Origin of the sequence: Rhizobium sp. BK212 (assembly GCF_014197475.1) — a bacterium.
GTDB classification, from domain to species: Bacteria; Pseudomonadota; Alphaproteobacteria; order Rhizobiales; family Rhizobiaceae; genus Rhizobium; species Rhizobium anhuiense.
The window spans coordinates 24,291-37,291 of record NZ_JACIFS010000008.1 but is presented as its reverse complement, the minus strand read 5'-3'; the positions used below and the strand labels follow the sequence as shown (position 1 = coordinate 37,291).

Sequence of the window (13,001 nt, the reverse complement as noted above, 5' to 3'; positions counted from 1 at the left end):
GGCGGTAAATGGAAATGCTCGCATTTTAACGGTTGAGAAAAGCCCGTGACGATCACGATTCCAGGATGTGATTTTACCCATCGCAACCGGTACCGATACGGTGTCAGCCGCGTGACCGGTCAGTGACGGACGAGGCGCACGCGCTCCTCAGCTCATCGCCATCCATGCGGCGAGCCATACCCACATGGCGGCGAGTATGATGTAACCTGCGGCGAAGATCGGGCTGCGATAGCGCATATCGTTGCTGGTGACGTGAATGGCGGCATGGGCGTAGCGCAGGGCGACGAAGGCCCAGGCGAGGACGACAGAGATGAGATTGTCGGCCTCGGTGATATAGAGAAGAATTGAGCAGGCGTAGAACAGCACGGGCAGTTCGAACTGATTGGCGAGGCAGTTCTTGACGATGAGGCTTTCGGCCGGCTCGCCGCGATTTTCGCGATAATCCGATTTGGCGATGCTGCCGGCGCGGACCATTTTCGCGCGCCGCATGCCGAGCAGCGCATAAAGACCGTAGACCAGGGCCACATGGGCGAGGAGTGGCCAGAAGATTTGATAGCCGGTCATATGTGGCCGTTTCCTTTCCGCTTCTGCTTCCGCTTTCAACGCGAGCATTAGTCGAAAGACGAGCGGGATACCAGCGTCGGCGGCCCGCCATCCAACATTGGCGGGCCGCCGGATTTCGTCACACCTGCGCGGCGCCGCCGTCGGCGAAGAGTTCGATACCGGTGACGAAGCTCGAATCGTCGGAAGCGAGGAAGAGTGCGGCGGCGGCGATCTCTTCGGCGCGGCCGACGCGCCCCATTGGCACCTGGGTTGCGAGATAATCGAGCAAGCCCTGCTGTTGCGCCTCATCTTTACCGGCGAGTTCGACGAGACCAGTTGTCTTTGTAGGACCGGGGCTCAGCGTATTGATACGAATGCCGCGATCCTTGAGATCAAGGATCCAGTTGCGAGCAAAGCTTCGTAACGCGGCCTTCGAGGCGGCGTAAACGCTGAAGGCCGGAGTGCCGGTCGAGCCCGCCGTCGATCCCGTCAGGATAACCGATGAGCCCGAACCGAGCAGCGGCAAAGCCTTCTGCACGGTGAAAAGAACACCTTTCACATTTCTGTCGAACGTGTCGTCATACTGCTCTTCGGTAATTTCGCCGAGCGGCAGCATCGAACCACCGCCGGCATTGACGAACAGCACATCTATCCGGCCGGCTTCGGCTTTCACGCGTTCATAGAGCCGATCAAGGTCTGCAAGCTCTGCCGAGTCCGCCTGGATGCCGACAACCTTACCCCCTATTTCCGTAACCGCCGCGTCGAGCACGTCCTTGCGCCGGCCGGTCACGAAAAGCTGGGCGCCTTCGGCGGCGAAACGCTTGGCAGTGGCAAGGCCAATGCCCGATGTCGCGCCGGTAATCACTGCGATCTTTCCACTCAATCTCTGTGTCATTGTCGTCTCCTGTTGTTCGACCGAGACTGAGATATGGACGCGAGAAACGTTTCGAAATAGAAAGAAATGAAAGCTATCGTTACAGGAATGAAATGACGAACTTTCCGGATTTCGAAGGCCTGGCCATGTTCGCCAAGGTGGCCGAAGAGCGTTCTTTCGCTCGCGCCGCTAGGACGCTCGGTGTATCGGTGCCTACCGTTTCGCGGGCCGTGAGCCGGCTGGAGGAGAGACTTGGCGCACGGCTTTTCAACCGCACCTCGCGGCAACTGGCGCTGACCGATTTCGGCTTGCGATTGGTCGACAGTGCCTCGCGGCTCTATGCGGAGGCAGAGGCTGCGGAAAATGCAGCGCGCGAGCTGTCCAGCCGACCGCGAGGGCTTATCCGGCTTGCCGCGCCGATGGCCTTCGGCACACGCTGGCTGGCGCCGATCCTGCCCGATTTTTTCGACCTCTATCCCGATATTTCTATCGACCTGCATATGAGCGACGCCGTCGTCGACCTGGTGGGAGACGGATTCGATGCTGCCCTGAGAATTGCCGTTCTGCCGGATTCCTCATTGGTCGCCCGGAGGCTGGCAGCGGTGGCTCCCTTCATTCTCGCTGCACCTGCGTACCTCGATCGATACGGCACGCCGCGACATCCGCGCGAGCTTAAGGCCGATCATTGTCTAGGATACGCCTATCGGCCGCGCCAGGACGTCTGGCGCTTTCGCAATAAGGCAGGCGAAGAGGAAGTTGTCGTGCCGGCCGGTCCCTTGCGCTCCACCAATTCGCAAGCCTTGATTCCAATGGCGTTGCACGGACTTGGGGTTGTAGAGCTGCCGGAATTCATGGCGCACGAATATCTCGCCGATGGCAGGTTGAAAGCGATCCTACCCGACTGGACGCTGCCGAGCGGAGCGCTCTATTTCGTCACGCCCTCTGCCCGAGCTCGACCTGCGAAGGTGGAGGTGCTCTCGGATTTCATGGTGGCGCGGCTTGCAAATCCGACGTGGCGGTGGACAGGCTGATGGCACCCTCAATCTTCACGCGGCGCAAGCCAGCGGCCGATGGCAAGCCGGACAATGAGGATGAAGCAGATGGCGAGGCTTGCGAATTTCAGCCGCGTCATCCACGGCAGCAGCTGCGTTGCAAGCGTTGAGGGCGCACCATTACCGAAGGCGATGAGGCTCGAGATGTTCTCGCCGTAATCGGCGATGCCGTAGATGAACGGCAGCAGATAGATCGCCCTGCCGACAAGCGGATGCACCGATCGGCCAAACCACGCACCGGCAGGACCGAGCTTGAGGAAGGCGAGGAACAGCAGTGCCGTCAGCAGTGCCGGAAAGACCAGCTCCGGCCCGAAATACATAGCGCGCAGCAACCTGGTCGCCGTCTCGTTCTCATCGAGCAGCTTTTGCATGTGGAAGACCGCCGACTCATCGTAACCGGCGAAATAGGTATCGAGCACCGCCTGCCCGGTTTCGTGCTTGAACGGAACGACGAAACCGAAGGTCGTCCAGGCGAGCACGGCAAGGCAGAGGGCTGCGAGCAGCGCGACGATCCAGAGAGGAATCCCGCTGCCCGCCTTCATGATCAGAGGCCGGCGCCCGGATAATTCGGGCTCTCGCGGGTGATCGTCACGTCATGGGCATGGCTTTCGCGAAGACCGGCACCGGAGATGCGCACGAACGTGGCCCGCTCCTGGAAGTCCTTGAGGTCCTTGCCGCCGACATAACCCATGGCCGCCTTGAGGCCGCCGGCGAGCTGGTGGATGACGCCCGAGACCGGCCCCTTGTAAGGCACCTGGCCCTCAATGCCCTCCGGCACGAGCTTCAGCGTGTCGCGCACCTCGGCCTGGAAGTAGCGGTCGGCCGAGCCGCGAGCCATGGCGCCGACGGAGCCCATGCCGCGATAGGCCTTGAAGGAGCGTCCCTGGTAGAGATAGACCTCGCCCGGGCTCTCATCGGTGCCGGCCAGCAGCGAGCCGATCATGACGGCGGAAGCGCCGGCGGCGATCGCCTTGGCCAGATCGCCGGAGAACTTGATGCCGCCATCGGCGATGACGGGCACGTCCTGATCATTCGCGGCCTGCACCGCCGACATGATGGCGGCGAGCTGCGGCACGCCGACGCCGGCGACGATGCGCGTCGTGCAGATCGAACCCGGACCGATACCGACCTTGACCGCATCCGCTCCGGCATCGATCAGCGCCCTGGTGCCGTCATAGGTGGCGACGTTGCCGGCCATGATGCGCACCGAGTTGGAAAGCTTCTTGACCCGGGTGACGGCATCGAGGACGCGTTGCGAATGACCATGGGCGGTGTCGACGACCAGAAGATCGACGCCGGCCTCGATCAGCCGTTCGGCGCGCTCGAAGCCGTCATCGCCGACGCTGATGGCGGCCGCAGCCCGAAGTCTGCCCTGCGCATCCTTGGAAGCGTTCGGGTTCAACTGCGACTTCTCGATATCCTTGACGGTGATGAGGCCGACGCAGCGGCCTTCGGCATCGACCACCAGGAGCTTCTCGATGCGATGCGAATGCAGCAGGCGCTTGGCCTCCTGCTGATCGACGTTTTCCTTGACGGTGACCAGTTTGTCCTTGGTCATCAGTTCATGGATCTTCTGTTCCTGATCGGTAGCGAAGCGGACGTCGCGGTTGGTCAGGATGCCGACGAGGCGGCCGGACTTCTCCACGACGGGGATGCCGGAAATGCTGTAGGATTTCATCAGCCCGAGTGCATCGGCAAGCGTGGCATCGGGGCCGATCGTCACCGGATTGACGACCATGCCGCTTTCAAACTTCTTCACTTGCCGGACTTGCTCGGCCTGCTCGATCGGCGTCAGGTTGCGGTGAATGACGCCGAGGCCGCCGGCCTGGGCCATGGCGATCGCCAGGCGGCTCTCGGTGACCGTATCCATGGCGGATGAGATGATCGGGATGTTGAGTTCGAAATCCCGAGCGATGCGCGTGGAGATATTCGTCTGGCCGGGCATGACCTCGGAATGTCCCGGCTGCAGCAGGACGTCGTCAAAGGTAAGCGCGTCCGCGCCGGTTGCCGTTTCTATGATGCGTGCCATGGCCAAATTCCTTCATTTAAGAAAAATGCAACCCGGCCCGGAAACGAATCGTCCGCCCCGGCGGTGTGCATGAGTTGCTTGGAAGTTGGCGAGGGCTGGTAACACGTCTATGACAGGAAGGAAATAGCAAAAAGCCCGGCGCGTCCGCCGGGCTCGTCATGGGTGCCATGCGTCCAAAGCGCATCGCGATCTTTCAGATTCGCCGCTCGCGCTTCAGATCCTTCTTTTTACGCATTCCCGGGAAAGTCGCTGCGCGTTTTTGCTGGAATTGCTCCAGATCAGATGTCGAACTGGTAGGTCTTCGGCACGAAGCGATAACCGCCATCCTGCCTCTCGACGAAGCCGACCGCCGGGAACGGCATGTGGTAGCCGAGGAAGGCGATCTTGTCGGTCGCGATCATCTCGAAAACCTTGCGGCGCGTGGCCGCCGCCTGCGCCTTGTCCATGTCGAAGCGCACCTCCCAATCCGGCCGCAGCAGCGACAGGATATAGTGATTGGCCGTATCGCCGGTCAGCATCAGGCGCTTGCCCTCGGATTCGACGTGGAACACCATATGCCCCGGCGAGTGGCCGGCCGCCAGCATCGCCGTCATGCCGGGCGCGACGCTATCGCCGTCGTTGATGAAGGTGGTCTTTTCGGCGAGCGGTGCGACATTGGCGAGCACCGCCTTGTGACTGCCTTCGGCCGGCGTGCCCTCGCGTGCCTTGTCCGACCAGAAATCATATTCCGCCTGGCCGACGACATAGCGGGCATTCTTGAAGGCAGCCGTGCCGCTTTCCATCAGGCCGCCGATATGATCGCCGTGCAGATGGGTCAGCGCCACCAGCGTGACGTCGTCGGCCGAATAGCCTGCCGCTTTCAGGCCTTCGGTCAGTTGGCCGGCGCCGCGAGCGCGGCCGGCAACGCCGAAGCCGGTATCGACGAGGATGACATCCGAACCGGTATCGATGAGAGCCGGCGTGTAGAAGCTCATGAACCTGTCGGCCGGCAGGAAGTTTGCGGTCAGCAACGCCTGGACCGTTTCGGGGTTCTGATTGGTGCCGAAGGTTTCATAGGGCTTTTCGACGATGCTGGTGCCGTCACGGACGACGGTGAACTTATAGGAACCGAGCTTGAATTGATTGATCTCGGGCAAAAGCGTTCCATCCATATGATTGCTTTCTCCAGTTGCGGCCGCTTCGGCCCTCTCTTTAAAAATTGCCGGCGCCGCGAGCATGCCAAGGCCTGCGGCAAAAAGGGTGCGCCGCTTTATTCCCGATGAAATTGCCATATGTCCATCCTCTTATGACGTGCGATGCGTCGCCGCACGGCCCGCAGTGTCGATCCCGGCCGGATTTCTTGCTCCGGCCAAGTAGACATATGTCAATCTTGACTGCCGACGTTGATGCGCAAGTCGTCTCACGCAGACGTGAAGCAAACGTCTCGTGGACCCGGATTTGGGGATTGGCACGGCTGGGAACTGGGACTAAACAGCACTGGCCTTCCCAGCTCCAATCCGCTGCCCCATCAAGGCTCCCGCCTATGAACCGCATCGTCCCGCTGATCCTCGCCGTCGCCCTCTTCATGGAACAGATGGATTCGACTGTCATTGCGACGGCGCTGCCGGCGATCGCTAGTGATTTGCATGTCGGGCCGATCACGCTGAAGCTGGCGCTGACCTCCTACATGGTGGCGCTTGCCGTGTTCATCCCGGTGAGCGGCTGGATGGCTGACCGGTTCGGCGCCAAGAAGATCTTCCGGCTTGCCATATCAGTCTTCGTCATCGGCTCGATCTTCTGCGCCATCTCCTCCAACCTCGTCGAATTCGTTTTCGCCCGCTTCCTGCAGGGCATGGGCGGCGCGATGATGACCCCGGTCGGTCGCCTGGTGCTGGTGCGCACGACGAAGCGCAGCGATCTGGTCTCGGCCATGGCGCTGCTGACCATCCCGGCGCTCGTCGGCCCGCTCACCGGACCACCGCTCGGCGGCTTCATCACCACCTATTTCAGCTGGCACTGGATCTTCCTGATCAACGTGCCGGTCGGCATCATCGGCATCTGGCTGGCGACGATCTTCCTGCCGGAAGTGGAGGCGACGGCGCCGCCGAAGCTCGATTTCACCGGTTTCGTGCTCACCTCGCTTTCGGCCGCGGGCGTCGTCTTCGGCCTGTCGGTGGTCAGCCTGCCGGCCCTGCCCCCCGTCATCGGCGTCACCGCCACTCTGATCGGCCTTGCTTGCGGCTTTCTCTATGTGCGCCACGCCAAGCGCCATCCGGCCCCGATCCTCAACCTCAACCTGTTCAAGAACCCGACCTTCCGGGCCTCCACCTTGGGCGGCACGCTGTTTCGCATCTGCGTCGGCGCCATGCCCTTCCTGACGCCGCTGATGCTGCAGCTCGGATTCGGGCTGACGCCGTTCCAATCCGGCCTCATCACCTTTGCGGGAGCCATCGGGGCGATCACCACCAAATTCATGGCGAAGCGCGTCTTCGCCGCCGCCGGCTTCCGCACGACGCTGCTTGCCGCCGCCATGGTGACGACGCTGGTGACTGTCGTCACCGGCCTGTTCACGCCGTCGACACCGCACCTCGTCATCATCGGCGTGCTGCTGCTCGGCGGCTTCTCCCGCTCCTTCATGTTCACCGGCGTCAATGCGCTCGCCTTTGCCGACATCAATGATGCCGAAGCCAGCCAGGCGACCTCGATGAGCTCGGTGATGCAGCAGATCAGCCTGGCGCTCGGCGTCGCGGTCGCCGCCGCGATCCTGGAGAGCTCGATCTATATCAGCGGCGAGGAATTGCAGGTCGCCGACTTCCACCTCGCCTTCTACATCATCGCCGGGCTGACTATTATTGCGACCATTCCCTTCATCCGGATGGACCGCAATGCCGGCGCGCTCGTTTCCGGACACCGCTCGAAGGCGATGGCGGCAGCAACCGTTGAGGCCGAGCAGCACGCGGTGAAATAAGGCAGCCTAAAGCGTGTCGCGATCATTCGGATTCGCTTGCCACGCTTTAGATCTTTGGTTTTTCGCATGTCTATAGCGCAAAACCGCTGCACACTTTTGCGCGACATGCTCTATTCGGGACTTTCGCAGACGGCACAGAGCTTGTTGCCGTCGAGATCGCGCACATAGGCGGCATAGAAATGGGCATGGTAGGAGCGCAGGCCCGGCCCGCCCTCATCGACGGCGCCCGCGGCTATCGCCGCCGCATGGAAGGCATCGACATCCGCCCGGCGCTCGGCCGCAAAGGCCACCATGACGCCATTGCCCGACGTCGCCCGACGGCGATTGAAGGGCGTCACCACCCAGAAGCGGCAGCGCGTATCGCCATCGGCGGCATAGCCGATTTCCTCCTCCGAATCGCGCTGGCGGCGATAGCCGAGCACGGGCAGCACGGCATCATAAAAATGCCCTGCGCGATAAAGGTCGTTGGTTCCGAGCGTGACGTAAAGAAGCATGGGGATCAGCGGTTCCAATCTTAGGGCCGCATCATCGGACAGGACCGGCCCCAAGATCAAGCTTGCTCTGCTTCACCTTCCGCCTTGCGCCCCTTGAAGCCCTTGGCGAGCAGGAACATCTCGACCGATTCGGCGCGCGACGAGTTCGGCTTGACATGCACGACCTGGCGGAAGTTCTGCTTCAGCATGGCGAGCAGATCACGCTCGGTGCCGCCCTGGAAGGTCTTGGTCAGGAAGTGCCCGCCTTCCTGAAGCACCTCGACGGCGAAATGGGCCGCCACTTCGCAGAGATGCATGGTGCGCAGATGATCGGTGCGGTGATGGCCGGTGGTGGGTGCGGCCATGTCCGATATGACGAGATCGGGCGTGCCGCCGACCGCCTCCAGCAGCTTTTCCGGTGCAGTGGGATCGAGAAAGTCGAGTTGCAGGATCTTCACGCCGGGCAGCTGGGTCATTTCGAGGAAATCGATCGCGGCCACGCGGATATCCTCATCCGTCGAGCCGGTGACCTTGGCGGCGATCTGCGACCAACTGCCCGGTGCAGCGCCGAGATCGATGATGCGCCTGGCGCCGCGCAGGATATGGTGTTTCTCGTCGATCTCCAGCAGCTTGAAGGCGGCACGGGCGCGATAACCTTCGAGCTGGGCGCGCTGCACATAGGGATCGTTGATATGGCGCTCCAGCCATTGGCGCGAGGAGGCCTTCATCTTCTTGTTCTTGACGCGCTGGCCGAGCTTGCGGCCGGTGCGGTTTCCCGCGATCGGTGCCTTGGTCATGCCTTCCTCTATCTCGCTCTCTGGCCGCGTCGGTTGCGGTGGCGCCGCCACACGCCATCATCGGCCATCATGTCTGTCAGCAGGCCTTCCCTCAAGCCGCGATCGGCAACGCGCATGCGCGGGCTCGGCCAGCGGCGGCGGATCGCCTCGAGGATGGCGCAGCCGGCCAGCACCAGATCGGCCCGATCCGGCCCGATGCAGGGATTGGCGGCGCGGCTTTCGAAATCCCAGGAGAGAAGCTTTGCCTGCATGGCGGACACCTCGTCATCGGACAGCCAGATGCCATCGACCTTGCGCCGGTCATAACGCGGCAGGTCGAGATGGACGCCGGCAAGCGTCGTCACCGTGCCCGATGTGCCGATCAGGTGGAAGTCGCCGGTCTGGGCGACCTCGATCTCCGGGCAATCGAAGCCTCCGAGCATGCCTTCGACTTCGCGCACCATGCCCTCGAAAGCCTCCGGCGTGACGTCGTGCCCGCCATGGCGCTCCGACAGCGTCACCACGCCGACCGGCAGCGAGGTCCAGTGGGTGATGTGGTTGGCGAGGCGGCTGAAGCGATTGTCGCCGATGCGGATGACGGCGATCTCCGACGAACCGCCGCCGATATCGAACAGCACGACAGAGCGCGTTTCGCGACCGACCAGCGAGGAGCAGCCGGAGACGGCAAGCCGCGCTTCGGTTTCGCGATCGATGATCTCGAGCGTCAGGCCGGTTTCGGCAACGACCCGGCTGAGGAATTCCTCGCCATTGACCGCCTGGCGGCAGGCTTCGGTGGCGATCAGCCGCATGCGGCGGATCTCCCGGTTCCTGAGCTTGGAGGCGCAGATCCGCAGCGCCTCGATCGCCCGCTCCATCGCCTCATCCGAGAGACGGCCGCTTGCCGCAAGGCCTTCGCCGAGGCGCACGATGCGGGAAAAGGCGTCGACGACGCGGAACTGACCCGGGCGGGTCGGCTGGGCAATGAGCAGACGGCAATTGTTGGTGCCGAGATCGAGAGCGGCGTAGAGCTCCTCCGGCCAGGCGTGGTCGCCGGCCTGGCGATCCCCCTGAAAACCGGGATTGATTTGGCCATCCTGACGGCCCTTGCGATTGGCGGCCGCGCCGTTCTGCGTTTCGCGCGGAACGGATATGCGCGCCTCTTCCACGCGGCTTTCCTGTTGCGGAGCACTGGAAGGCTTTGCCGATGTCAGCGGCCGGCCCTGCAGACCGCGCTTGCCACGATGCTTGCGGCGGTTGCGCCGGCTCGGCGCCGAATCGCCATCGGAGCGGGCAGCATGCTCTGCCGCTGCGGCCTGTTCCATCACAGGAGGTTGAGGTGAACCGTTCTGCGCAACACCATGGCCGCCACGACGGCGGCGCTTGCGCTTGCGGGCCGGATTGCCGGCTGCATCTTCCATCGGGCGCGCAGGCTGTCCGGCACCGCCGGAAGGCTCATGCGAAGCGGGATGAGCAGCGTTGCGGGATTGCCCGCCACGTTTGCCCTTGCGGCGCCTGGACTTCTTGCCGTCCTTGCGCCCTGCCGCCGACGCCCCGTCAAATTGCGGCTTGGCGCCGCCTTCGGGGTCTTCCACGTTCTTTTTCCATCGCGCCGCGCAAGTCCCTGAGGTATGCAGCAGGCGCTCATTCGATTTTTGCGTTGCCGCAAGAATATCAGCGCCCGCCGAATTCGCCAAATTCTTTTTTGGACAGGGGATTTGCGGCTGGTTTCACGTCCTCCGCACGGCACCGAATTTTTTCAAAACGGGTATTTGCAATCCGCCCGCTTTTGGTTATAAGCGCCGCACAGCAGCCAAGCCATGCTTCGGCGGCAACTGCTGGGGAATAGTTCAATGGTAGAACGACGGACTCTGACTCCGTTAATCTTGGTTCGAGTCCAGGTTCCCCAGCCAAAATTTTCCGAGGACGAATTCATAGGCCGACGATAGCTCCGCAGGTGATTTGCGGTGAGCAAACGATCAACGCCTGTTTGCCTGGACTGGCAGCTTCATCGGCACTCAAGTCGGACTGTATCGACGTCGCAAACCCTTGCTTGGCCGAGAACGCGTCGTTAGAAGATTTACGATTAATGATGTTGAAGAGAACGTGAATTATGCTGACAGGTCAATCGATCCTCATCACCGGCGGCACCGGGTCATTCGGCCATGCATTTCTTCCAATGACACTTGAACGTTATAACCCGCGCCGCATCATCGTGTATTCACGCGATGAAATGAAGCAGTGGGAAATGGCCAAGAAATACAGTGCCGACAAGCGAGTACGCTTCTTCATTGGTGATGTGAGAGACCGAGAGCGTCTGTACAGGGCGCTCGACGGGGTCGATTACGTCGTTCATGCCGCGGCAACGAAGATAGTGCCGACAGCGGAATACAATCCCTTTGAGTGCATCAAGACCAACATCAACGGCGCCATGAACGTCATCGACGCCTGCATAGACCGCGGAGTAAAACGCGTCGTTGCACTCTCGACCGATAAAGCCAGCAGCCCGATCAACCTGTACGGAGCAACCAAACTCGCTTCCGACAAGCTTTTTGTCGCGGGCAACTCATATTCGGGCGGCAATCGCACACGCTTTGCGGTGGTTCGCTATGGAAACGTCATGGGATCGCGCGGCTCGGTCATTCCGTTTTTCCTCTCCATCAAAGACAAGGGTGTGCTGCCCATCACCGACTGGCGCATGACCCGGTTCATGATCACGCTTGAACAAGGTGTGGAACTGGTCTGGCACGCTTTCGACGACATGGAAGGCGGCGAGATCTACGTCAAAAAAATCCCTTCCATGAAGATGGTGGATCTCGCCGCCGCCGTTGCACCGGAAGCTCAGATCGAAATTGTCGGTATCCGCCCAGGCGAGAAACTTCATGAGCAGATGATTGGCGAAGAAGACTCCTTCTACACCTACGAATATAACGATCATTTCAAGATACTGCCGGCCATCAATAATTGGGGCACCAGTGCCGAGCGCATAAAGGACGGGGTGAAAGTCGCGGAAGGCTTCAGCTATACCAGCGACAACAATAAGGAATGGCTGAGCGTTGCATCTCTCCAGACCTGGATCGAAGAAAATCGTCTCAAGATCGGAATGATATGAGTTCCTCCATTCCCTATGGCAGACAGGATATCAACGATGCGGATATCGACGCAGTCGTCGCCGTTCTGAGATCTGACTTTCTGACGCAAGGCCCTGTCGTGCCTCGTTTCGAGCAGGCCGTCGCATCCTATTGCGGTGCACTCCATGCTGTTGCGGTGAACAGCGCGACCTCGGCGCTCCACATTGCCTGCCTCGCTCTCGGACTTGGTCCCGGTGACTTGCTTTGGACAAGCCCGATCACCTTCGTGGCATCCGCCAATTGCGCTCTCTACTGTGGCGCTGATGTCGACTTCGTCGATATCGACAAGGACAGCTACAATCTTTCGCCGGCAGCGCTCGAGCAAAAATTGTTGGAAGCAGAGCGGGCGGGACGGCTGCCGAAGGTGGTCGTCGCAGTCCATCTGACCGGGCAGCCCTGTGACCTTGCGGCGATCCATGCTTTGGCGCTTCGTTTTGGCTTTGCTGTTATCGAGGACGCATCGCATGCGATTGGAGGTCGCTATCTCAACGAGCCTATCGGCAACTGCCGCTATAGCGACATTACGATATTCAGCTTTCATCCCGTGAAAATCATCACCTCGGCAGAGGGCGGAATGGCCGTTACCAACGACCCCGAACTCGCCCACAAGATGCGCCTGCTGCGTAGCCACGGCATCACCCGCGAACCCGACAGGATGACGCAACAGCCGGACGGGCCATGGTACTATCAGCAGATAGATCTCGGCTATAATTACCGCATGACCGAGTTGCAGGGCGCGCTGGGATTAAGCCAGATGGATCGTCTGGACAGCTACGTCTCCAAGCGCCATCAATTGGCGAGACGTTATGACGACGCGTTCAGCGACTTGCCTGTGATCACGCCCTGGCAGCATCCTGACGGATACTCCGCGCTGCATCTTTACGTCATTCGTGTCAAATCGGGAGAGATCGGGAAGAGTCACAAGGACATTTTCGATGCGATGCTGAAGCAAGGCATCAATGTCAACCTCCATTATATCCCGGTGCATCTGCAGCCGTATTATCAACGTTTGGGCTTTCAACGTAACACCTACCCGGAGGCTGAATCCTATTATTCAGAGGCCATAACCCTTCCGATGTACCCAACGATGACTGATGCGCAGCAGGAGCAGGTCATCGTGGCGTTGCGGGAAGCCGTTACCGCATAAGGCTGTCGATCATCCCGATCAGGGACGGCGGA

The 13,001-nt window shown here is 61.0% G+C and carries 12 protein-coding genes and 1 tRNA gene; 5 read left to right on the top strand and 8 right to left on the bottom strand.

Annotation, left to right across the window (positions count from 1 at the left end; all coding sequences use genetic code 11):
• Window positions 1-147: 147 nt before the first annotated feature.
• On the bottom strand, window positions 148-564 hold the full coding sequence (locus FHT79_RS23170; RefSeq protein WP_097542894.1) for an MAPEG family protein: 417 nt from the start codon (window positions 562-564) through the stop codon (window positions 148-150).
• Between the two features lie 118 nt (window positions 565-682).
• The gene (locus tag FHT79_RS23165; protein ID WP_183904210.1) at window positions 683-1,438 is read right to left on the bottom strand and encodes an SDR family oxidoreductase; all 756 of its coding nucleotides are present in this window, start codon (window positions 1,436-1,438) and stop codon (window positions 683-685) included.
• Between the two features lie 92 nt (window positions 1,439-1,530).
• Between FHT79_RS23165 and FHT79_RS23160 the strand changes: the two genes are divergently transcribed.
• A complete protein-coding gene (locus FHT79_RS23160; RefSeq protein ID WP_047615299.1) occupies window positions 1,531-2,448 on the top strand; it encodes a LysR family transcriptional regulator in 918 nt (305 codons plus the stop codon).
• Window positions 2,449-2,456: 8 nt separating this feature from the next.
• Here the strand turns inward: FHT79_RS23160 and FHT79_RS23155 are convergent, their stop codons facing one another.
• From FHT79_RS23155 to FHT79_RS23145, 3 genes are all read right to left on the bottom strand, one after another.
• Entirely contained in the window at window positions 2,457-3,011 is a 555-nt protein-coding gene (locus FHT79_RS23155; RefSeq protein WP_047615297.1) for a hypothetical protein, read from the bottom strand.
• A gap of 2 nt (window positions 3,012-3,013) precedes the next feature.
• Window positions 3,014-4,498: an IMP dehydrogenase gene (guaB, locus tag FHT79_RS23150; protein WP_047613763.1), complete on the bottom strand. Its 1,485-nt coding sequence runs from the start codon at window positions 4,496-4,498 to the stop codon at window positions 3,014-3,016.
• Window positions 4,499-4,776: 278 nt separating this feature from the next.
• Entirely contained in the window at window positions 4,777-5,769 is a 993-nt protein-coding gene (locus FHT79_RS23145; protein ID WP_028759081.1) for an MBL fold metallo-hydrolase, read from the bottom strand.
• Window positions 5,770-6,020: 251 nt separating this feature from the next.
• Here FHT79_RS23145 and FHT79_RS23140 point away from each other — a divergent pair, with 251 nt between their 5' ends.
• Entirely contained in the window at window positions 6,021-7,445 is a 1,425-nt protein-coding gene (locus FHT79_RS23140; protein ID WP_028759082.1) for a DHA2 family efflux MFS transporter permease subunit, read from the top strand.
• Between the two features lie 110 nt (window positions 7,446-7,555).
• On the opposite strand, the gene FHT79_RS23135 is transcribed toward FHT79_RS23140, so the two are convergent.
• The 3 genes from FHT79_RS23135 to FHT79_RS23125 are packed head-to-tail and all read right to left on the bottom strand — an operon-like array spanning window position 7,556 to window position 10,286.
• Window positions 7,556-7,939, bottom strand: coding sequence for a VOC family protein (locus tag FHT79_RS23135; RefSeq protein ID WP_028759083.1), 384 nt, complete (start codon window positions 7,937-7,939; stop codon window positions 7,556-7,558).
• 56 nt (window positions 7,940-7,995) lie between these two features.
• A complete protein-coding gene (locus FHT79_RS23130; RefSeq protein ID WP_132574215.1) occupies window positions 7,996-8,715 on the bottom strand; it encodes an RlmE family RNA methyltransferase in 720 nt (239 codons plus the stop codon).
• Between the two features lie 8 nt (window positions 8,716-8,723).
• Window positions 8,724-10,286 carry a Ppx/GppA phosphatase family protein gene (locus tag FHT79_RS23125; protein WP_183904209.1) on the bottom strand — a complete coding sequence of 521 codons (1,563 nt, stop codon included), beginning with the start codon at window positions 10,284-10,286 and terminating at the stop codon, window positions 8,724-8,726.
• A gap of 244 nt (window positions 10,287-10,530) precedes the next feature.
• On the opposite strand from FHT79_RS23125, the gene FHT79_RS23120 reads away from it, so the two are divergent.
• The 3 genes from FHT79_RS23120 (at window position 10,531) to pseC (ending at window position 12,969) form a co-directional block, all read left to right on the top strand.
• Window positions 10,531-10,604, top strand: a tRNA-Gln gene (locus FHT79_RS23120).
• 200 nt (window positions 10,605-10,804) lie between these two features.
• Window positions 10,805-11,803, top strand: a complete 999-nt coding sequence (gene pseB / locus FHT79_RS23115) for a UDP-N-acetylglucosamine 4,6-dehydratase (inverting) (RefSeq protein WP_183904208.1) — start codon at window positions 10,805-10,807, stop codon at window positions 11,801-11,803.
• Complete coding sequence (pseC, locus tag FHT79_RS23110; protein WP_183904207.1) at window positions 11,800-12,969, top strand: UDP-4-amino-4,6-dideoxy-N-acetyl-beta-L-altrosamine transaminase; 1,170 nt, start codon at window positions 11,800-11,802, stop codon at window positions 12,967-12,969. The genes pseB and pseC overlap by 4 nt, the downstream gene beginning before the upstream one ends.
• The last annotated feature ends 32 nt before the right edge of the window (window positions 12,970-13,001 follow it).